The sequence below is a fragment of the Enterobacter cloacae complex sp. IR5403 genome, from assembly GCF_049238705.1.
Taxonomy (GTDB): domain Bacteria; phylum Pseudomonadota; class Gammaproteobacteria; order Enterobacterales; family Enterobacteriaceae; genus Enterobacter; species Enterobacter hormaechei_C.
In genome coordinates, this window is record NZ_JBMKHP010000006.1 from 119,853 (window position 1) to 140,347 (window position 20,495).

Sequence of the window (20,495 nt, forward strand, 5' to 3'; positions counted from 1 at the left end):
ATCTTCATGTGACCAGTAGCGAGTAGCGCCAGAAAGAAAAGGATTAATGATGAACCAGACGTACACGCCAAAATTCCAGGAAGAATACAGCGCCAAAATTCCGGCACTGACGTTACTGACCAGCCTCGGCTGGACGTTTTTATCTCCGAAACAGATTATGGATTACCGGGGCTATAAACAGGATGAGGTGGTGCTGCGTCCGGTTCTGCGTGAAGAGCTGTCGAAGCGTTCCTTTATGGCGGGTGGCAAAACCTGCCAGTTATCGGAAAAAACACTGGATAACCTGATATCACAGGTCTGTTCTCCGGCGCTGAATGAAGGGCTGCTCAAAGCCAATGAACGGATGTATAACCATCTGCTCTACGGTATCGCCGTCACGGAGTTTGTCGATGGCAAGAAGGTCAACCCCACCATTGCGCTGATCGACTGGGAACATCCGGAAAATAACCAGTTCCATTTTACTGAAGAATTTACGGTATTGCGGTCAGGTGGTGTTGAAACCCGGAGGCCAGATATTGTCTGCTTTGTTAATGGTATCCCGCTGGCTGTTATTGAAGCGAAAAGCCCGGCTGGTCATGGCAAGAAAGGGCCAACCATTGACGAGGGGATATCCCAGAGTATCCGCAACCAGTTCAACGATGAAATCCCGCAGCTGTTTGTCTATAGCCAGTTATTACTTTCAATTAACGGGCATGACGGACGCTATGGTACCTGTCATACACCAATGAAATTCTGGGCGGCATGGCGCGAAGAAGATATTACTTACGCGCAGATGTATGCGCTGCGCAACCATAAGTTATCGACTGAACAAATTCATGCGTTGTTTGATCATCGTCCATCAGCCGATCTCGACTGGTACCAGCAGTTAATCGCCGCCGGTGAACTGGCTGTCAGTGGACAGGATAAGTTGCTTATCAGCCTGCTTTCGCCGGAACGTCTGCTGGAGATGACCCGCTTCTTCACTCTGTTTGATAATAAGACCGGGAAAATTGTCGCCCGCTATCAGCAGGTGTTCGGTATTAAAAGACTGCTGGAGCGCATCAGTACCCGCAGACCCGATGGGGGCAGGGAAGGTGGTGTTATCTGGCATACCACCGGCTCTGGCAAATCGTACACAATGGTGTTCCTCAGCAAGGCGCTGATTCTTCATGACAGCCTGAAGCGGTGTCGTATCGTGGTGGTGACGGACCGTATCGATCTTGAAGAACAGCTCAGCAGTACCTTTGCATCCGGCGGCGAGTTGGCCGGGAAAAAAGACAAAGCCAATGCAATGGCGACATCCGGGCAGATGCTGGCGAAACAGATTGGCTCCGGTAAAGAACGCATCATTTTCACCCTAATCCAGAAATTTAATTCAGCGACAAAACTTCCTGAATGCGTCAATACCAGCCCCGATATCATCGTTCTGATTGATGAAGGACACCGTAGCCAGGGTGGTGAGAACCATGTGCGAATGAAACTGGCACTGCCGAACGCCGCCTTTGTAGCATTTACTGGTACGCCATTGCTAAAAGAAGATAAGACCACCAATAAATTCGGGCCGATTGTCCAGGCTTATACCATGCAGCGAGCGGTAGAAGATAAAGCCGTTACACCTTTGCTGTATGAAGAACGTATTCCCGACCTTGAGGTTAACGATCGGGCAATAGATGCCTGGTTTGACCGTATTACCGATGGATTAAGCGAAGCGCAAAAAGCCGACCTTAAACGTAAATATGCCCGTAAAGGTGAGGTCTACAGTGCAGATGACCGCATCCGTCTGATTGCTCTCGATATTGCCACACACTTCTCGAAAAACATTGATGAGGGACTGAAAGGGCAACTTGCCTGCGACAGTAAAATCTCTGCAATTAAGTATAAAAAGTATCTGGATGAAGCGGGATTATTTGAATCAGCTGTAGTTATCAGTCCGCCGGATACCCGGGAAGGGAACACCGAGGTGGATGAAAGCAAACTGCCGGAAGTGACGAAATGGTGGAAGGATAATGTCGGCACGCAGGATGAGTCTGTGTATACCCGCAATATCATCAGTCGTTTCGATACTGATGATAAGCTCAAATTGCTGATTGTTGTTGATAAACTGCTCACCGGGTTTGATGAACCGAAGAATACCGTGCTGTATATCGACAAGCCGCTTAAGTCCCACAACCTTATCCAGGCGATTGCCCGGGTGAACCGACTGCATCCACTGAAAAAGTTTGGCCTGCTGATTGATTATCGCGGCATTCTGGCTGAACTGGACACGACTATCGGCAAATATCAGGACCTCGCCTCCCGAACGCAGGGAGGATACGACATCAAGGATATTGACGGGCTGTACAGCGCCATGAGCTCTGAATACAAGCGTCTACCGCATCTGTATAACCAGCTGTGGGCCATATTTGCCGGTGTTAAAAACAAAAATGATACTGAGCAGTTACGTGCGGTACTGGTGCCTAAAATGGAAGAACGTGACGGAGAGATGGTCGATATCCATCAGAAAACCCGTGATGATTTCTTCGAGGCGTTAACGGCCTTTGCCGGATGCCTGAAAGTGGCACTGCAGTCCGCTACCTTCTTCACCGACAAGAGCTTTACGGAACAAGACCGAAATCTCTATAAAGAAACCGTAAAACAGATGTCCAGCCTGCGCCAGTGGGCGATGCAGGTAAGCGGGGAGCAGGTCAATTATGACGACTACGCTGAGCAGGTGAAAAAACTGCTGGATAAGCATGTCACCGGCGTTGAGGTTCGTGAACCGGATGGCGTGTATGAAGTCGGTAAAATGGGCAAGAGCGAAAAGCCCGAAGAGTGGGACAGCAACAAAACCCGCAATGAAACCGACATCATTAAAACCCGCGTGACGAAGATGATTGAGCAGGAATTGCGTGATGACCCGTATGCTCAGGAGGCATTTTCAAAACTCCTGCGTATGGCTATCGAAGAGGCTGAAAAACTGTTTGACCATCCGCTGAAACAGTACCTTTTGTTCCGTGAATTTGAAGAACAGGTTGAAGCCCGTAAGCTCAGCGATATCCCGGATGCACTGGCGGTAAACAAGCATGCTCAGGCGTATTACGGTGTATTTAAAAAAGAGCTACCTGAGGTTTTTGCGGTAAACGACGTTCAGGTGCAGGATAAGTGGACCAAGCTGGCTTTTGAAGTGGACAACATTATCGTCAAAGCGGTGGCAGAAAACTCCCTGAACCCCCAGGACATTGAGAAAGTCGTTAAGACAAGTCTGCTACCACTGCTGTTTACGGCCTGCCGGGAAATTGGTGCCGGAATGAATCAGGTTAACCGTATTGTGGAAACCATCATCCAGATACTGCGCGTTGGTTTGATGAAATCATGAGTGAAAAAGAATCGCCATCAATGAAAGCGTTACGCATTGTCTATGGTGATGAGGTCATCGTCGTACAGTGTGTTCCGCGTCAGGTCGTAAAGGGCAGGGTGCTCATCAAGGTGCATCCGGACTGCCGGGTTATTGTCTCTGTACCTCCAGAAACACCGGAGCACGAGCTGTTGTCTGCGCTGAAAAAAAGAGGGCGCTGGATATACCAGCAACTGCGTGATTTCAGGGAGCAACAGACACACATTGTTCCGCGTCAGTATGTCAGCGGAGAAAGCCATTATTATCTCGGTAAGCAATATCAGTTGAAAGTGACAGAAGACGCTACTGTGCCGCAACGAGTGAAAATGTTGCGTGGGCGTCTGGAAGTGACTGTCAGACACAAATCGGCAGAAAAGATTAAAGCCTTGCTGGCTGAATGGTATCGGGAACGTGCCAGAGATGTTTTTCAGCGCAGGCTTGATTTACTGATTCCGCAGACCCTTTGGGTCAGTGAGCGTCCTCCGATACGTCTGCGGGCGATGCAAACGCAATGGGGCAACTGTTCAGCAAAAGGCTGTCTGACTCTGAATCCATGGCTGGTTAAGGCATCCTCAGAATGTATCGATTATGTTTTGCTACATGAGTTATGCCATGTGGCTGAGCACAACCACAGCGAGGAGTTTTACCGTCTGATGGGGCAGGTTATGCCGGGCTGGGAAAAGGTTAAGAAGCGACTGGATGGTATGGCGGGGATGTTGTTGGCTGATATGTAACTTATCAATATGGGTTCTTAAGGGTTTGGTCAGTCTCGTTAATGCAGGGAGTATAATAATGAGTAAGTTAGATAATAAAATTGAAGCACGCCATTGTAATTTGTTTGATGTTCTAAATGCGCAAAAATATACCGTTGATTACTTTCAGCGCGAGTATAGCTGGGGTGAGAAACATATTGAAGAGTTGGTTACAGACTTAACATCTGCGTTTCTCAATGAATACACAGTCGGTGATTCTCGGGAGCAGGGTGAAAACTACAATAATTATTACTTAGGACCATTTGTTGTGAGTAGTAAAGATGGAAAACGGAGTATTATTGATGGTCAGCAACGACTGACTTCATTAACTTTATTTCTAATTTACCTCCATAACCTTCAGAAAGAACTTAAATATGAAGAGAAAATAGAATCAATGATTTTCTCCGAGCTACGTGGCAGCAAATCATTCAATATAGTAGTTGAAGACAGAATTCCTTGCATGGAAGCATTGTTTAATTTTGGTAGCTATAGTTTAGTTGATGGGGATGATGAGTCAACCCATAACATGGTGGAGAGATATCAGAATATCACAGATGCTTTTCCTGATGAATTAAAAGGTCAGGCTTTTCCTTTTTTTATCGACTGGCTTAAGTATAACGTTATTATGGTTGAGATAGTTGCCTATTCAGATGAAAACGCATATACCATCTTTGAGACTATGAATGACCGAGGATTGAATCTTACTCCGTCCGAAATGCTTAAAGGTTTTTTACTTTCACGCTTTCATCAGGGAGATAAACGCCAAAAGGCAAATGAACTCTGGAAAAAAGCGATGATGGATTTAAAAAACTATGACAAAGATGAAGACCAACGTTTTTTCCAGTCATGGTTGCGTGCTCAATATGCTGATACAATACGCCCGGGTAAAGCTGGTTCAAAAAATGAAGACTTTGAAAAAATAGGTACGCGTTTTCATAGCTGGGTTAGAGATAATCTTCAGGCAGTGGGATTGGACCCAGATAATGGTGAGACATTCGAACGATTTATACAAAAAAACTTTTTGTTTTATTTGAATGCCTATACACAAATACTGAATGCTGAGAGAGCATTAACGCACCAACTGGAATATGTATTTTATATCCATCATTGGGGTATTGCACCTACTTTAAGTTTCCCTTTGATGTTGGCTCCATTAAATGTAGGTGACAGTCCTGAGGCTGTGATAGCCAAAATAAACCTGGTGGCGCGCTATATTGAAACGTTTGTTGTTCGTCGTTCTGTTAATTTCCGAAAATTCTCTGCCAGTTCTATTCGTTACACAATGTACAGTCTTGTTAAAGAGATTCGTGGTAAAAGTATTGAAGAATTAAAAGATTTGTTATCTAAGAAGTTATCCGAAATGTCAGATACTTTTGCAGGAATGGAAGAGTTTCGTCTCCATGGTCAAAACTATCGTTTTGTGAAGTTTTTGCTTTCTCGTATAACTGCGTGGGTTGAGCAACAAGCCGGAATGAGTACAACCTTCATTACATATTATCAGCCGGAACACGGTAAGCCATTTGAAGTCGAGCATATTTGGGCCGATAAATATGAACGTTACTCTGATGAGTTTGAACAAGAGCACGAATTTAACAATTACAGAAATCGCTTAGGTGATTTGGTTTTATTACCTAGAGGCTCAAACCAGTCATATGGTGATTTGTGTTACGATCAAAAGCAACCTCATTACATTAAAGAGAATCTCCTGGCTAAATCGTTATGCCCATTGGCATATATGAATAACCCTAATTTCAATCAGTTGAGAAATGTATTCGGATTGCCTTTTAAGCCACATGATTCATTTAAAAAACAAGATGTCGATGAACGACAGTCTTTGTATAAAATAATTTGTGAGAATATTTGGGAACATAATTTATAGCAAGGTTAGGGTGTTAATTAATCTGTAATGGCATCATGATTTTTAAAAGGAGGTTGAATTGCGTTCTGAAACGTTTTTTGTCGAATTTATTGAACAACTGAAAGGCATTTCGGTTGAGGATGATGTTGAATTCAATTTTTTTGAATTGGGTGGTTCCGGATATCTCGAAAATCCAACATCGGATTTGATGGCTTTGTTTATGGGAGCCCAGAAAATGGTGCCGCCATGGTTGCTCAAAGCATTGCTATGTTGCCTGGATGATTCCCTCGATGTTGATGAAATTGATTTCACTTCTCTGGAGCTAATGAGAGAGGCCCGAACAGAAGATGGGAAATATATTGATATTCTTATCAGACATGATGAATTCATCATAGGTATTGAGCATAAAGTTCTGGCTGATACATATAATCCTTTTCCCAGCTATGTAAGTCTCATTGATAGTTACGGCGGCAACAATCAAAAACTATTTCGCTGTATATTAAAGCCTGACGGTAACAGTGCTAAAGGCGTAGACGGTTGGCAACTGATCAATTATTCACTGCTGCTGGAAACCGCCATTCGACGTCTGGGGTTGGAGATGATGAATCAAGAATTCAGCAAGTGGACTGTTTTTTATCAGGAGTTTTTAAGTCATCTTAAAAAATTGAGTGAGGTTAGTATGGATAAGGTATCTGATAAAAATGTGGAGTTTGTCACTGAAAATTTCTCAGCTTTGATAAAATCGGTTCAACTGCTGGAAATGTACCAAAATGCTATCACCGAGGAAGCTAAATCGGTTGTCTCAGAGGTATTGCCTGATATTCATATTGCAACAGGTATTAATAACTGGAAGGGTTACTATAAAGCAATTCATCTGATGCCGGGATGCTGGGGGCAAGGTAAAACAGGAATTACGTTAGTTTATCGCCCTTCAGAGGATGGACGAGATGAAGCTGAGTTCTACGTATATGGCTGGATACATTCAGATGATTACCCTGAAGTTAATGCACTAAAAGAAGAAATAAGAGTTGCTTTAGGTGCTGGAGATTTCATTCCAACAGCTAGCCCTGAGGACTATGAAGTATCAATTACTGGGAAGGGGAAAGTGCTTGAACTGAGTTTTTGGGGGAATACGAGAAGCAAAAAAGATGCACTGGTTCTTCTTAAGGATATGACTAAGTGGATGGACTCAAAAATAAGAACATAAAGTAATATGACTGAGTGATGACGATCTTTTTTAAATTGTGGATTATTAGGCTGGTAATTGAAGCGCCGAATAGACAGATATTGGAATAAAAGGAGAATATTCAAATGATTTATCAGTGTGATACTTGCAGTAGAACGACTTTTGAGATTAATTGTCCATGGTGTAGTGGAGTTTCGCCTGTAAAAACGTCTGCATGGGGTTCAGCATCATCGACCTCACAAGCAATAGATATACAACGTATGACACCATTGAATCCATCGTTTTATCCCGAATTTCAGTATCGTTCAAAGGGTGTTCTTAAAGATCTATTTGGGAAAAAGAAAGAACAAACTCAGCTTAATCAATTGCTTGAAAATGTTCTCGAAAAATACTCCAATTTAAAAGATCCATATTTTACTAACTTCATTTACACTTCCAGATTCTCACATAATAATAAATCTGATGCAGATTTCTCAACAGATAATGGCACATACTCCGAATTACAACTTTTCCGTGAGGTGTTGGTCAGAAAAGGGTTCAATGAGCTTGAGGAGTTACCTGAGCTATTAGATAAATTACTCCTTACCACGTCATTTAACGCTCTTTATTATGGTTTCGCTAAGGAAGTTAAACGGCATATTAAATCTACACTTACTGAATCCTTGAAGTCATGGATTGAGGAAGCGGGCACCACTTTTCGGGCAGATCTTTCATTATTTCTATTCTATATATGGAGTAATAATATAGAGTTCTCATCAGTAGAATTCAATGAAAAAGCGGAGGCCACGCCTGGTGTCCCTTTGGTTTTATTTGAGGAAGTTCAAAAATACTTGGCAGTGTGCGAACGTATTTATTTTGATATTCTGGTTGATAGATTAGCTACACGCCTTGAGCATTTTAACCCTAATAAATTCGTCACCATGTATTTAGTTGATGCAATGGATGGTTTCCAGTTCGAAGATTTCCTCGTGGAAATATTCCAGACTATGGGTTATGACGTCAAAGAAACCAAGAGAACGCAAGATCAGGGTGCAGATCTTTTCGTCACTCGATTTGGTAAGGATATGGTTATTCAGGCGAAAAATTATTCTGGTTCTGTAGGTAACTCGGCGGTGCAGCAGGTGATCTCGGCTAAAACGTTCTATGGTTGTGATGAGGCGATGGTTGTGACTAATTCCTACTTCACACGCTCTGCCAAAGAATTAGCTGAATCAGCCTTGGTACGTTTGATCGACAGGGATGAACTGCAAAAGTATCTGGATGATTACAATCAGAAGATAATTGAAGATTTCCAGTCAAACTCGTAACTTTGCAGTCATATAGATATAGCAAAGGACAGGTAGGCCTCCGTGAGAGGAGGACTTACCTGTGCAGATTCTGTGCTCAAAGTTATCCAAGTCTATCTATTTACTGCCAATTACAGTAAAATGAGTAAACAATTACAGCAAAGTTTCGCAATGCACTGCTATGTAACTCATTGATCCTGCGTAGAATTTAAAATCCCTCGGCGTTCGCGCTGTGTGGGTTCAAGTCCCACTCCGGCTACCATGGGAAAAAGCAGAATAATCAAAGCAATAAGCAGTGTCGTGAAACCACCGAAAGGTGGTTTTTTTGTGCCTGACATTCTGCTAATCAACAACCTTCATTTCTGACCCTCACGTAATAAAACAACGATCCTTTTCAACGGAATTAAACAGATACCCATTATGCTATCGTGTAGCGGGCGCGATTTGCAGTGTGAAGATTTGCAGGTTTGCGATCCTGATTCCCCATGCCATCACCTCATTTAAGGGACGCTATGTCTTTACCGCCATTGTATGCACTGCGTGCGTTTGAAGTTGCTGCGCGGTTGAACTCCTTCAGTAAAGCCGCTGAAACGCTCAATATTACACCGGGCGCAGTCAGCAGACATGTTCGTACCCTTGAACTGTGGTTCGACTGCGAGCTTTTCAAAAGGCAAGGTCCTCGCGTGGAGGTCACTGAAGCCGGGCGAGTGCTTGCCGGGCAGCTGAACGAAAGCTTCACGAGCATTGAATGGGCCTGCCGGGTATTTCGCAGTGAAAACCACCTGCTGCGGTTAAAAGCGCCCAGCACCCTGACCATGAGATGGCTTCTCGACGTGCTGCGATCTTTTCGCAACAACCATGCAAAACCACAGGTTGAGATTGCCAGCGTCTGGATGGACATTGACACCGTTGATTTCAATCTTGAGCCCTACGACTGCGCCATTCTTCTCGGCAATGGGCGTTTTGGTGACACAACGGAAAGCCAGCTGCTTTTTCATGAATGGCTTATCCCGGTTTGTACCCCATCACTTATCGAACCGGCACGGCAGCGGCTTCCGCAATGCGATCTGATACATCCTTCACCGGACAGACGGGACTGGCGACGCTGGCTGCGAAGAACAGGATTGTTCCCGGGGCTCGATATGAGCAGCGGTATGGTGTTTGACACCCTTGAACAGGGGAGTATTGCCGCGATGAACGGGCACGGCATCGCTATCGCCGACCTGCATCTCACGCTTGATGCCCTGAAAAGTGGCCTGCTGGGCCTGCCTTTCAGGGAAGCTATCGCGACGGGGGATGGCTACTACCTCGTCTGGCCAAAAAATTCACTCAAAAGAGAGAGCATTCAGCATCTTCTGGCCTGGCTGCAAAACCATACCCCGGTCGTTCCGGCTCTGGATATTCTTTATCTGGAATACGATGAAAGCCGGGTGTATTAATACCGTTATGAGTAAGAGATGTTTGCCATCTTTTTATAGCGTTCTGGTAAAGCGCTGTTCAGGCTGAGCACCTTATCCAGAATATAAAAAGCAGGGGTATTTTTTTGCTGCTCAGCCTCGATGATTGCCGCGCGTAATATCGTGGCGGCAGACGTAATCTTGTGAAAATATGCCTCGGACTCGGGCGTCTGAAATTCACCCGACGTGGCGTAACGCACGTGCGGCCAGCCGGAAAAGTCGAGCAGAGGAAGGGGCTTTCCTGCTTCAGGATGACAGGCTGAAATCAGCGCAGCCGCTTGCTTAGGGTCGCGATGGGCAACGGACAGCATGTACACGCGCTGCGAAAACGGTGACAGAGCCTCTGAGTGATGTTTCGTCGCCATAAGCATGGCCATAAAATCCTGTAAATCATTGGCTGAATCGCTGTCAGGTGGTAATACAGTTTTCATTAACTGATATAACGCATCAAGTGTCATGTTTGCCCCGGATCCTCTTATCATTATTATTCAGTTTGCGGCTGAACGTTTCTCGGCCCGCGCAAAGGCGGGTCGTGAGGATGATATTTGAATACGGTCGCATCAGAAAAACGATTAATAATGGCAATCACTGTGAGTTTTTCTCACTATGGCCTTTTCGTTTCACACGCCACCCAGGTACGCCTTCCTCACCTCCGGATCCTTCAGCAACGCCTCGCCGCTGCCGCTTAACCGAATCTGGCCGTTAACCATCACATAACCGTGGTCGGACAACTTCAGCGCGTGGTGCGCATTCTGCTCGACCAGAAAAATTGTCATTCCGTTACGGGCCAGCTCGCGCAGCGTCTGGAAGATCTGTTTAACCACGATTGGCGCGAGGCCGAGGCTGGGTTCATCCAGCAGCAGAAGTTTAGGACGGCTCATCAGCGCGCGGGCGATAGCCAGCATCTGCTGTTCACCGCCGGAAAGCGTCATCGCCCGCTGGTTACGTCGCTCCTTGAGGCGAGGGAAGAGGTCGAACATGCTTTGCATATCTTCCGCTGCATGCTGATTGCCGACGGGGATTGTCCCCATCAGCAGGTTCTCTTCTACAGACATATCCGGGAAAATGCGTCGTCCCTCAGGTGCCTGCGCGATGCCGCCGGTGGCAACATAGTGGGTAGATTTCTGGCTGATATCCTCGCCGCAGAAGAGGATCTGCCCGTTGCGGATCCGGGGCTGACCAAAGACAGACATCAGTAATGTTGACTTCCCCGCGCCGTTAGCGCCAATCAGGGCTACGGTTTCCCCTTTATTAACCTCAAGCGAAACCTGCTTCAACGCCTGGATCACCCCGTAGAAAACATCCACATCCTGAAACTGAAGCATCGGTTCGCTCACAGGTTTACCTCACTTTCGTCGGTGCCCAGATACGCGGCAATCACTTTTTCATTGTGCTGGATCTCAGCCGGTTTACCTCTGGCAATCACATCGCCGTGATCGAGCACAATGATGTCATCTGAAATGCCCATTACCATCCCCATATCATGCTCGATCAGCAAAACCGTGATGTCATGGTGGTCGCGCAGGAACCGGATGATCTCACTCAGCTTGTGCGTCTCCACCGGGTTCAGGCCGGCAGCAGGTTCATCGAGACAAATCATCTCCGGGCCGGTACACATGGCGCGGGCGATTTCGAGGCGTCGTTGCTGACCATAGGACATTTCCCCGGCCAGACGGTTCGCGCATTCCACCAGATCCACCACCTCCAGCCAGTAAAACGCCCTGTCCAGCGCATCGTTTTCTGCCCGACGATACGCAGGGGTGTTCAGCACCCCCGCCAGCAGATTGCGGTTGACGCGCATGTGCTGTGCCACCAGCAGGTTTTCCACAACGGACATTTCGCGGAACAGGCGGATGTTCTGAAACGTGCGCGCAAGACCCGCGCGGTTCACCAGATGCGTGCCGCCAAACATCTTATAGAACAGGCGTTGACCAAGCTGCGCCGGGTTAAGCCAGTCGCCCGGCTGAAATTTCTGGCCGAGCACCTGAATGACATTGGTGGTTTTATTTCGTGCATTGAACAGAATGTTGCCGCCGGAGGCCCGGTAGAAACCGGTGAGGCAGTTAAAGACGGTCGTTTTTCCCGCGCCGTTAGGCCCAATGAGTGCGGTAATGGAGCCGCGCTGCACCTCAAGATTGACGTCGTTTAAGGCCTTGATCCCGCCGAAGTGCATCATCAGATGTTCTACACGTAAAATCGTTGCGTTCATGGCGCCACTCCTTTACGCACGGCAAATCCGCTGCGGTTGATGCGGATCAGACCGCGAGGACGCCAGATCATCATCACCACCATCAGCATGCCAAACAGCAGCACCCGGTATTCCGCAAAGCTGCGCAGCAGTTCCGGCGTGACGGTCAGCACAAAGGCGGCCAGTACGACGCCGACGGTGGAGCCCATCCCGCCCAGGACCACAATGGCGAGGATCAGGGCCGATTCAAAAAAGGTGAAAGAGGTCGGGTTAACAAACCCCTGGTAGGTGGCAAAAAACACCCCGGCGATACCTGCCGTCGATGCGCCCAGGGTGAAGGTCGAGAGTTTGACCAGAACGTGATTCAGCCCCATGGAACGACAGGCAATCTCATCCTCACGGAGCGCTTCCCACGCCCGTCCAATGGGCATTCGGGTCAGCCGGTGTTTAATGTACAGCACCAGCATCACCACCAGGAAAAGTACCGCATAGATGAAAATAAACTTCATGTTGGGGTTATAGGTCAGGCCGAAGAACTCGTGGAAGGGGACGCCGCCTTCTTTGGCGCGTCGGCCAAACTCCAGGCCAAAAAAGGTCGGGGCAGGGGCTGAAACGCCGTTAGGCCCGCCGGTGAAGGTGAGCCAGTTGTTCAGCACCAGGCGGATGATCTCGCCAAACCCAAGCGTGACGATGGCGAGATAATCCCCGTGCATGCGCAGCACCGGAAAGCCGAGCAGGGCGCCCGCGCCCGCGGCCATTAGCGCCGCCAGCGGCAGCATGCTCCAGAACCCAAGCCCCAGATACTGATACCCGAGCGCCAGCCCGTAAGCGCCGATGGCATAGAAGGCGACATAACCCAGATCCAGCAGCCCTGCCAGGCCAACAACAATGTTCAGCCCAAGACCGAGCAGGACGTAGATCAGTCCGAGAATGGCAACCGTCAGAACGTATTTAGTGGCCACAAACGGGAAGCAGATCGCCAGCGTGACAATCAGCGGAATGATCCAGCGCATGCGGCTTTTATACGCCGGTGGCCGGACATACACGCCCGCATTGTCGGATTCAAACCGCGCCTGTAAACGTCTTCCGGCCGCCGTAGCTGAAAAGGCGCTCAGTAAAAAGCGTCCCATCATCACCGTGCCTACAATCCACGCCAGCCGTTGGCCGTCAAAGGTAAAGCTGTAACCATCCAGTATCACGCCCGCAATCGGGCCGAAAATAATCAGGGCGATCATTCCGGAAAAAATCGAGTCCAGAATGCAGCGCTTCAGGGAAAAACCGTCAGAGGTCATCGCGTTGTTCCTTACACTTTAGCCACGACAGGGCGGCCCAGCAGCCCCTGAGGACGGAAGATCAGAATTAAGACCAGCAATCCAAACGAGAACACGTCTTTATAATCCGAGTTCACCATCCCGGAGAATTGCGCTTCTGCGACGCCCAGAATCAGCCCGCCAAGCATCGCGCCGGGCAGAGAGCCGATGCCGCCCAGCACCGCCGCCGTAAAGGCCTTAATGCCGATAACGAACCCGACGTAAAAATCAAAGGTGCCGTAATTCATGGTGATCAGCACGCCCGCCAGCCCGGCCATCGCTGCGCCGATAACAAACACCAGCGAAATAATTCTGTCGGTATTGATACCCAGAATGGAGGCCATCTTACGATCCTGCTGCACAGCACGGCACATGCGTCCTAAGCGGGTACGGTTGATAATCCAGGTCAGCACCAGCATGCCCGCGAACGAGGCGATGAGAATAAAGACTTTGGTATAGGTTATCTGGACAAACCCTTCGCCGAGGTGAAAACGCAGCACGCCATCCAGCATGGTCGGGACGCCCTGCTGACGCGGACCCTGACTGAGCTGGACGTAGTTTTGCAGTATCAACGACATCCCGATGGCCGAAATCAGCGGCGCCAGACGCGTCGAGTTGCGTAGCGGCTTATAGGCGATGCGTTCAATCGTCCAGCCGTAAACCCCGGTGACCACGATGGTGAAAACCAGCGTCCCCAGGATCAGCAGCGGAAAGGAGTGGAGTCCAAAAAACGCCAGCAGAGCCAGACCAATGGCCGAGAGATAGGCGGAGATCATATACACTTCGCCGTGGGCGAAATTGATCATGCCGATGATGCCGTACACCATGGTGTAGCCGATGGCGATAAGACCGTAGACCGAACCCAGCGTTAAGCCATTAATTAATTGTTGCAGGAAGAATGTACTCATGGTCGCGCACCTGAATAAAGGGTTACGCCGACAGTCAGACCTGCCGGCGCTGAGCAGATTCCGTCCCGTTATGGCACTTCTTTATATTTGCCTTTGTCATCCCACTGGTAGACCACGTAGTCAGAGACTTTGAGGTCACCTTTGCTGTCCCAGGCTTTTTTACCCATCACCGTGTCGACAGGGTTGGCCTTCAGCCACTCGCTGGCTTTTGCGGAATCCGTCCCTTTTGTGGCCTTAAATGCCGTCGCGATAGCCTGCACAGACGCGTAGGCGTAGAGGGTGTATCCCTCGGGTTCAAATTTACCGGCGCGGAATTTCTCGATGACGGCTTTTCCGTCCGGGATCTGGCGCGGATCTTTACCGAAGGTCATGTAAATACCGTTGGTGTACTGCGCCCCACCGGCGGCGGTGACCATCTCTTCATTGACGATACAGTCTCCCGAGAAGAACTTCGCCTGCACGCCCTGTTCACGCATCTGGCGAACCAGCGGGCCTGCTTCCGGGTGACAGCCCCCGAAGAACACCACGTCCGGTTTTTGTGCGCCGATTTTGGTCACCAGCGCGTTAAAGTCTTTCTCCCCGCGGGATAACCCTTCGTACATCACCTCCTTCACGCCGCGTTTCGCCAGCGCCGCCTTAGTGGCGTCCGCCAGCCCCTGACCGTAGGTGTCTTTATCGTGGATGATGACCACCCGTTTGGCTTTCAGCTTATCAAGAATGAAATCGCTGGCGACCTGGCCCTGCTGGTCGTCACGTCCGCACATGCGAAATATATCGCTCATGCCACGTTCGGTAATCAGCGGGTTCGTTGAGCCGGGGGTGATGGAGAGGATCCCGGCATCGCTGTAGACCTCGGAGGCGGGCATGGTCGACGAGGAGCAGAAGTGGCCGACGACCGCTTTCACCTTATCCTGATCGACTAAGCGGTTGGCAACGGCGACGGCCTGTTTGGGCTCGCAGGCGTCGTCGCCCTGAACCAGTTTGATTTTCTCACCGTTGATCCCACCGGCGGCGTTAATGTCTTCCGCCGCCTGCGTAGCGCCATGCCAGTATTGATCGCCGTAGGTTGCGTTCGGGCCTGTGAACGGCCCGGCCACGCCGATGACGATATCGGCCTGCGCGGAAAAGGCCGTCACCAGACAACCGGCCAGCACCAGGGAGAGGGGAGTTTTGGTAAATTTCAGCGACATTATTATGTTCCTTAGCAAAGAGGTTTTTGCACCAGGTATAAACCCGAACGCCTGATGGCATCGTAAATCCAAAAACAAGAGCGAGAACAAAATGCACTTTAGAAGCAATCTCATGCTTAATACGGCGAGGATCCCACGCACCGCGAAGCGCGCAGAACATTAAGCAAAAAGGTTGCCAGAATGGTTAATCCCTTGACCGGGTCACAACACGTTGAGTATAGAGCGCCGTTTTATGCGCCTTTGCGGGATGAGATGAATTTACAGCGGAGATCACATCTCCTTAACAACAAAGCCCATAAGTTGTGCAACGGTCACGATTTGCACGTTTTTGCAGCAATAAAGACCTAAACTTCAGATAGGCACGCGCGGCGATATATGTCAGGATCGTTTTTTTTATCAGGAGTATCAGCAATGGCTGAAGGCCCATTAAATGAAAGCGAGATGGCGTGGCTGGAAGAGACATTAATCTCTTACGGTCACGACGATGCATCCGTGATTGACGTGTCCGAACTGGACGGCATGCTTACCGCAGTACTTTCCGGTCCCGTTGTGGTGGAGCCCGACACCTGGCTGGTGGCGGTCTGGGGTGGTGAGAAATATATTCCGCGCTGGAAAAACGATCGTGAGATGAACCGTTTTATCGATCTCTGCTTTAAGCACATGAACGATATTGCCGAGCGTTTGAGCGAATACCCGGATCAGTTTGAACCGCTGTTTGGCTATAACGACGTTGACGGTCAGAGCTATACCGTGGTGGAAGAGTGGTGCTATGGCTACATGCGCGGCGTGGCGCTGACGGACTGGTCATCCCTGCCGGAAGCGCTGGAAGCGGACCTGGCGGTGATTGCCCTCCACGGGACGGAAGAGAACAGCGAGAAGCTGGATGCGCTGACCGAAGAGGAGTACATGGCCAGCATCGAGAGCATTCAGCCTGCGGCGCTGCGTTTGTATAACTACTGGGTGGCTAACCCGCAGCAGCCGGAAGCGAAAAAGCCGATCGTTAACGGGTCGAAGGTGGGGCGTAACGACCCGTGCCCGTGCGGGAGTGGGAAGAAGTTTAAAAGCTGCTGCCTGCATTAAATCATTAATTACTGTGGCCTGAATGGGGCACGGGTGTTGAGTCCCCGCTAAAATCGGCGAACCGGAGACCAGATGACAAGGGCTGGACGCCATGGATGGCGGCCAGAGGCGAATCGAGACAGGATGTCGAGTTGAGCCGACCGCAGGCAGATGGTCGGGAGGTGAGCGCAGTGCGAAGCACCGATTTTCCGCGGGGCCGCGGGGATTGATAAGGGGGCCGCGGCGGCCCCCTTATCCCGTTCACATGCTGTGAAAAAATTATATTCTGTAGATCTTAAGGTGAACGGAACAGTACCTCAGGACCTGTATAAATAAGTTATCCCACTTCCGGCAGCATTCCCGCTGCAATCAGCACCTGCACCAGAATAATCACCACCCCACAACCAAACACCGCGCACAGCATTGGCGTACCGCCCGCTACGCGATACCCCTGCTGCGGATGTTGCTGGCGGCTCTTCCACGCCAGCAGGGAAGGCAGCAGCAGGGCCAGAATCGATAACGCCACGCCAGCATACCCCAGCGCCATCACAAACCCGCGCGGGTAAAAGAGCGCGAAGGCCAGCGGCGGCAGGAAGGTCATCGCCCCCGTCTGTAAGCGTCCCGCAACGGTATTGCGACGCTGGAACAGATCCGCCATATAGTCAAACAGGCCAAGCGCCACGCCGAGGAAGGACGTTGCCAGCGCCAGGTCTGCAAACAGATGTACCGCCAGCTCCACGTGTGAAGAGGCCACCACGTTACGCAGGGCAACCAGGAATCCATTCAGACCAGAATGCTCTGCCATCAGGCCGATAAAGGTATTGGAACCAATACTGCCCAGCGTCACTAGCTGCCAGAACAAATAAGCAACCAACGGAATGGCGCTGCCGATAACAAAGACGCGGCGCAGCTTGCGAATATCACCATTCATATAGCTCACGATGCTCGGCACGCTGCCGTGAAAACCGAAGGAGGTAAAGATAACCGGGATGGCCGAAAGCGCCAGACCTTTCTCCAGCGGGAGGGAGAGCAGGTTAACCTTGTGCACATGCGGTGCCAGCAGCACCAGCATCACAACAAGGAAGAGAATTTTGGCGCTGAACAAAAAACGGTTAAACAGATCGACCAGCGATGTGCCCGCGCAAACTACGCCGCCACCGATCAGCGTAAAGACAATGGCGCCCGTTTCCGGTGAAAGCGACGCACCGAAGCCGTCATTGATACTTGACGCAATCAGCTCCCCGGCGCCGCTGATGTAAGCGGCAGTCAGGGCGTACATCAGAAACATCATGCTGAAACCGGTGATCCACTGCCCGTAGCGTCCAAGATAGCGTGCAGCCAGGGAGCCTAAGCCGGTATCGGGAGGGACATGCTGATAAACCTCAAGCAGTAATAGCGCGGTGTAACACATCAGGGCCCACAGACCGCCCAGCAGCACTACGGTGACTCCAAACCCGACGCCCGCAGCCGCCAACGGCATGGCCAACATTCCTGCGCCAATTGTCGTCCCGGCGACGATAAAAATACTTTCCAGAGTTCTGTTCTTCACGCTTTCCTCTACAACGCTTCCATACCGCGACTCATTCTGCGGCGCAGAGTAAGGGAAAAGCCCCATCTCGTCAAATCACCGTTACATAGGGTGTAATGATTAATTTACAAAAAAGGAAGGCGTAACCTGCGCCAGCGCAAGGCGTGCCGTGGAGGGAGCGTTTAGTCTGCTTTTTATTTACGAGAGGTAACCATGTCAATTCACGGACACGACGTGCTGAATATGATGATTGAGTCAGGTGAGCGCTATACGGAGGAGAGTCTGGTAGAGGCGATACATGCCCGCTTTGGCGAAGCGGCGCGTTTCCATACCTGTTCAGCTTCAGAGATGACAGCCGCGGAGCTGGTGGCGTTTCTGGCGGCGCGCGGAAAATTCATTCCGGCAGCAGACGGATTTTCCACTCACGAAAGTAAAATTTGCCGTCATTAAATAAAGCGGTGCTGAAAACTCAGCACCGCTTTTCTGTTAATTCTGGGTATCGAGCGTCGACAGCTCTTTATCAATGAAGTACAGACCTTCACCGGATTTACCTGCCAGAGATAATTTATCCAGCACGGATTTAAACAGCTTCTCTTCTTCGTGCTGTTCAGCCACATACCACTGAAGGAAATTAAAGGTTGGATAATCCTGGCTGGTCATGGCGGCATGAGCCAGTTCATTAATTTTCTGGGTGATCAGCTGTTCATGCTCATAGGTGGCGCGGAACAACTCATCAAGAGAGCCGTATTCGGCAAAAGGCGATGCCACGTTATCAATGCGCGGCAGGCTGCCGGTATCCGTCAGGTAATCAAACAGACGCTGCATGTGCGTCATCTCTTCCTGGGCATGACGACGCAGGAAGGCGGCCGCACCTTCAAAGCTGTGATAGCTGCACCAGGCGCTCATTTGCTGATAAAGCAGGGAAGAAAACAGCTCAAGATTCATTTGCGCATTGAGCTTGTCGATCATTTCATTTTTTAACATGGTGCAGCTCCGGTTTATTAATTCTGGTTCACGATGAGCGACACTATAATTTGTTATTTAATTATTTGCAAAAAGTAAAATAAATATTTCTTTATTAAAAATACGAATGGGAATAAAACGCATTGCCGCCATTTTTATTTATTAATGAGAATTGTTTTAGTTCTTATTAAATAAACTGCCAGCGTGACTGGCAGTAGCGGTTAATACCACGGATTCTGGCTGGAAGAGGTAACGGCATATCCCTGACATTTATACTGAATGGTCACACTTTCGTTCAGACAGAGTGAACCGCTGATCAGAGTGCAGGTTTTAATTGGCTGCCCGTAGGCTGACGCGGTGGCATAGCCCATATGTTGGCAGGCTTTGGTTGCCGTACCGTTATTAACATAGTCATCAGACCAGGCGTTTTGCAGCATGGCCTGGCCATAGTCGAGGCGCACAATTCCGTTAGGGGCATCCGTACTGCTGACTTCTGCCTGACGGTTGATGCTGCACCCGGCGAGCAACAGGATCGTTCCGGCTATGATTACTCTTTTCATGGTTCACTCTGCGTGACGGGAAATACGCCATTGTAACCAACGCGATGGCACGCAATGGCCGGAATAGCCGGAGGATCTACCCTCTCACCGTGCAACGAGCCGGGCCACCGCGCGAAATTGTGAGCGCAGCTTTGTTTTTTAAAACAAGTTTTCACTTAATTTGAAAGTGCGTTTGTTTGATAGTAAGGTTAAGTTGAAAAGGTATCCACAGCGGGATCGCCCGCCATGCATTCAGGAGAGACAAGATGAAAATTGCACTGATGATGGAAAACAGCCAGGCCGCTAAGAATCCCATCATCCTTAATGAGCTGAAAGCCGTTGCTGATGAGAAAGGTTTCCCGGTCTATAACGTCGGTATGAGTGATGAGAACGATCATCATCTCACTTATATTCACCTGGGCATCATGGCGAGCATTCTGCTTAACGCGAAAGCAGTCGATTTTGTTGTTACCGGCTGCGGTACCGGGCAGGGCGCGCTGATGTCCCTGAACATCCATCCGGGTGTGATTTGCGGTTACTGCATCGATCCTGCGGATGCCTTCCTGTTTGCGCAAATCAACAACGGTAACGCGCTCTCTCTGCCGTTTGCGAAGGGCTTCGGCTGGGGGGCAGAACTGAACGTACGCTTTATCTTTGAGAAAGCCTTTACCGGACGCAATGGCGAAGGCTATCCACCAGAGCGTAAAGAGCCGCAGGTGCGTAACGCCGGGATTCTGAACCAGGTGAAAGCGGCGGTGGTGAAAGAAAACTATCTGGATACCCTGCGTGCAATCGATCCTGAGCTGGTTAAAACCGCCGTCTCAGGCCAGCGCTTCCAGCAGTGCTTCTTCGAGAACTGCCAGGACAAAGAGATTGAAGCCTTCGTGCGCGGTATTATTGGCTGATTTAATTTGCCGGG

General features: G+C 49.5%; 18 protein-coding genes. 9 read left to right on the plus strand and 9 right to left on the minus strand.

Translation table 11 applies throughout. From position 1 onward, the window contains the following. Positions 1-49 precede the first annotated feature (49 nt). The 6 genes from ACOTW6_RS10950 to ACOTW6_RS10975 all read left to right on the plus strand — a co-directional run bounded on the left by ACOTW6_RS10950 (position 50) and on the right by ACOTW6_RS10975 (position 9,873). Positions 50-3,334, plus strand: coding sequence for a type I restriction endonuclease subunit R (locus ACOTW6_RS10950; RefSeq protein WP_421766257.1), 3,285 nt, complete (start codon positions 50-52; stop codon positions 3,332-3,334). After that, positions 3,331-4,086, plus strand: coding sequence for a M48 family metallopeptidase (locus ACOTW6_RS10955; RefSeq protein WP_001290572.1), 756 nt, complete (start codon positions 3,331-3,333; stop codon positions 4,084-4,086). Before ACOTW6_RS10950 ends, ACOTW6_RS10955 begins: the two co-directional genes overlap by 4 nt. A gap of 58 nt (positions 4,087-4,144) precedes the next feature. Next, entirely contained in the window at positions 4,145-5,983 is a 1,839-nt protein-coding gene (locus ACOTW6_RS10960; protein WP_106105702.1) for a DUF262 domain-containing protein, read from the plus strand. 58 nt (positions 5,984-6,041) lie between these two features. Continuing rightward, entirely contained in the window at positions 6,042-7,169 is a 1,128-nt protein-coding gene (locus ACOTW6_RS10965; RefSeq protein WP_421766250.1) for a PD-(D/E)XK nuclease family protein, read from the plus strand. Between the two features lie 104 nt (positions 7,170-7,273). Continuing rightward, positions 7,274-8,455, plus strand: coding sequence for a restriction endonuclease (locus ACOTW6_RS10970; protein ID WP_106105704.1), 1,182 nt, complete (start codon positions 7,274-7,276; stop codon positions 8,453-8,455). Between the two features lie 491 nt (positions 8,456-8,946). Further along, positions 8,947-9,873 carry a LysR substrate-binding domain-containing protein gene (locus ACOTW6_RS10975; protein WP_062933823.1) on the plus strand — a complete coding sequence of 309 codons (927 nt, stop codon included), beginning with the start codon at positions 8,947-8,949 and terminating at the stop codon, positions 9,871-9,873. A 5-nt stretch (positions 9,874-9,878) separates the two neighbouring features. Here ACOTW6_RS10975 and ACOTW6_RS10980 read toward each other — a convergent pair whose 3' ends face one another. The 6 genes from ACOTW6_RS10980 to ACOTW6_RS11005 form a co-directional block, all read right to left on the minus strand. After that, positions 9,879-10,349: a hypothetical protein gene (locus ACOTW6_RS10980; RefSeq protein ID WP_047716605.1), complete on the minus strand. Its 471-nt coding sequence runs from the start codon at positions 10,347-10,349 to the stop codon at positions 9,879-9,881. 162 nt (positions 10,350-10,511) lie between these two features. Then, positions 10,512-11,228, minus strand: a complete 717-nt coding sequence (locus tag ACOTW6_RS10985) for an ABC transporter ATP-binding protein (RefSeq protein ID WP_062933824.1) — start codon at positions 11,226-11,228, stop codon at positions 10,512-10,514. Beyond that, positions 11,225-12,100 carry an ATP-binding cassette domain-containing protein gene (locus ACOTW6_RS10990; RefSeq protein WP_062933825.1) on the minus strand — a complete coding sequence of 292 codons (876 nt, stop codon included), beginning with the start codon at positions 12,098-12,100 and terminating at the stop codon, positions 11,225-11,227. Before ACOTW6_RS10990 ends, ACOTW6_RS10985 begins: the two co-directional genes overlap by 4 nt. Further along, positions 12,097-13,371 carry a high-affinity branched-chain amino acid ABC transporter permease LivM gene (livM, locus tag ACOTW6_RS10995; protein WP_213789409.1) on the minus strand — a complete coding sequence of 425 codons (1,275 nt, stop codon included), beginning with the start codon at positions 13,369-13,371 and terminating at the stop codon, positions 12,097-12,099. The genes ACOTW6_RS10990 and livM overlap by 4 nt, the downstream gene beginning before the upstream one ends. 11 nt (positions 13,372-13,382) lie before the next feature. Continuing rightward, positions 13,383-14,297, minus strand: coding sequence for an ABC transporter permease subunit (locus ACOTW6_RS11000; protein WP_003859667.1), 915 nt, complete (start codon positions 14,295-14,297; stop codon positions 13,383-13,385). 68 nt (positions 14,298-14,365) lie between these two features. Continuing rightward, the gene (locus ACOTW6_RS11005) at positions 14,366-15,487 is read right to left on the minus strand and encodes a branched-chain amino acid ABC transporter substrate-binding protein (protein ID WP_062933827.1); all 1,122 of its coding nucleotides are present in this window, start codon (positions 15,485-15,487) and stop codon (positions 14,366-14,368) included. A gap of 411 nt (positions 15,488-15,898) precedes the next feature. On the opposite strand from ACOTW6_RS11005, the gene ACOTW6_RS11010 reads away from it, so the two are divergent. Continuing rightward, positions 15,899-16,567, plus strand: coding sequence for a YecA family protein (locus ACOTW6_RS11010; RefSeq protein WP_003859671.1), 669 nt, complete (start codon positions 15,899-15,901; stop codon positions 16,565-16,567). 316 nt (positions 16,568-16,883) lie between these two features. Here ACOTW6_RS11010 and tyrP read toward each other — a convergent pair whose 3' ends face one another. Then, on the minus strand, positions 16,884-18,095 hold the full coding sequence (gene tyrP / locus ACOTW6_RS11015) for a tyrosine transporter TyrP (protein ID WP_421766251.1): 1,212 nt from the start codon (positions 18,093-18,095) through the stop codon (positions 16,884-16,886). Between the two features lie 192 nt (positions 18,096-18,287). On the opposite strand from tyrP, the gene ACOTW6_RS11020 reads away from it, so the two are divergent. Next, positions 18,288-18,524 carry a YecH family metal-binding protein gene (locus tag ACOTW6_RS11020; protein ID WP_003859673.1) on the plus strand — a complete coding sequence of 79 codons (237 nt, stop codon included), beginning with the start codon at positions 18,288-18,290 and terminating at the stop codon, positions 18,522-18,524. Positions 18,525-18,560: 36 nt separating this feature from the next. On the opposite strand, the gene ftnA is transcribed toward ACOTW6_RS11020, so the two are convergent. Together ftnA and yecR are read right to left on the minus strand one after the other, a co-directional pair. Continuing rightward, on the minus strand, positions 18,561-19,058 hold the full coding sequence (gene ftnA / locus ACOTW6_RS11025; protein WP_062933829.1) for a non-heme ferritin: 498 nt from the start codon (positions 19,056-19,058) through the stop codon (positions 18,561-18,563). A 200-nt stretch (positions 19,059-19,258) separates the two neighbouring features. Continuing rightward, on the minus strand, positions 19,259-19,597 hold the full coding sequence (gene yecR, locus ACOTW6_RS11030) for a YecR family lipoprotein (RefSeq protein ID WP_032104233.1): 339 nt from the start codon (positions 19,595-19,597) through the stop codon (positions 19,259-19,261). Positions 19,598-19,842: 245 nt separating this feature from the next. On the opposite strand from yecR, the gene ACOTW6_RS11035 reads away from it, so the two are divergent. After that, positions 19,843-20,481 carry an RpiB/LacA/LacB family sugar-phosphate isomerase gene (locus ACOTW6_RS11035; protein ID WP_062933830.1) on the plus strand — a complete coding sequence of 213 codons (639 nt, stop codon included), beginning with the start codon at positions 19,843-19,845 and terminating at the stop codon, positions 20,479-20,481. The last annotated feature ends 14 nt before the right edge of the window (positions 20,482-20,495 follow it).

What these genes read in the sequence shown, in the direction of transcription:
- ACOTW6_RS11010 (WP_003859671.1), top strand. Translation starts at nt 15,899, where the DNA reads ATGGCTGAAGGCCCATTAAATGAAAGCGAGATGGCGTGGCTGGAAGAG.
- ftnA (WP_062933829.1), bottom strand. Translation starts at nt 19,058, where the DNA reads ATGTTAAAAAATGAAATGATCGACAAGCTCAATGCGCAAATGAATCTT.
- yecR (WP_032104233.1), bottom strand. Translation starts at nt 19,597, where the DNA reads ATGAAAAGAGTAATCATAGCCGGAACGATCCTGTTGCTCGCCGGGTGC.
- ACOTW6_RS10980 (WP_047716605.1), bottom strand. Translation starts at nt 10,349, where the DNA reads ATGACACTTGATGCGTTATATCAGTTAATGAAAACTGTATTACCACCT.
- ACOTW6_RS11000 (WP_003859667.1), bottom strand. Translation starts at nt 14,297, where the DNA reads ATGAGTACATTCTTCCTGCAACAATTAATTAATGGCTTAACGCTGGGT.
- ACOTW6_RS10950 (WP_421766257.1), top strand. Translation starts at nt 50, where the DNA reads ATGAACCAGACGTACACGCCAAAATTCCAGGAAGAATACAGCGCCAAA.
- livM (WP_213789409.1), bottom strand. Translation starts at nt 13,371, where the DNA reads ATGACCTCTGACGGTTTTTCCCTGAAGCGCTGCATTCTGGACTCGATT.
- ACOTW6_RS10975 (WP_062933823.1), top strand. Translation starts at nt 8,947, where the DNA reads ATGTCTTTACCGCCATTGTATGCACTGCGTGCGTTTGAAGTTGCTGCG.
- ACOTW6_RS10990 (WP_062933825.1), bottom strand. Translation starts at nt 12,100, where the DNA reads ATGAACGCAACGATTTTACGTGTAGAACATCTGATGATGCACTTCGGC.
- ACOTW6_RS10970 (WP_106105704.1), top strand. Translation starts at nt 7,274, where the DNA reads ATGATTTATCAGTGTGATACTTGCAGTAGAACGACTTTTGAGATTAAT.
- ACOTW6_RS11035 (WP_062933830.1), top strand. Translation starts at nt 19,843, where the DNA reads ATGAAAATTGCACTGATGATGGAAAACAGCCAGGCCGCTAAGAATCCC.
- ACOTW6_RS10960 (WP_106105702.1), top strand. Translation starts at nt 4,145, where the DNA reads ATGAGTAAGTTAGATAATAAAATTGAAGCACGCCATTGTAATTTGTTT.
- ACOTW6_RS11020 (WP_003859673.1), top strand. Translation starts at nt 18,288, where the DNA reads ATGTCAATTCACGGACACGACGTGCTGAATATGATGATTGAGTCAGGT.
- ACOTW6_RS11005 (WP_062933827.1), bottom strand. Translation starts at nt 15,487, where the DNA reads ATGTCGCTGAAATTTACCAAAACTCCCCTCTCCCTGGTGCTGGCCGGT.
- ACOTW6_RS10955 (WP_001290572.1), top strand. Translation starts at nt 3,331, where the DNA reads ATGAGTGAAAAAGAATCGCCATCAATGAAAGCGTTACGCATTGTCTAT.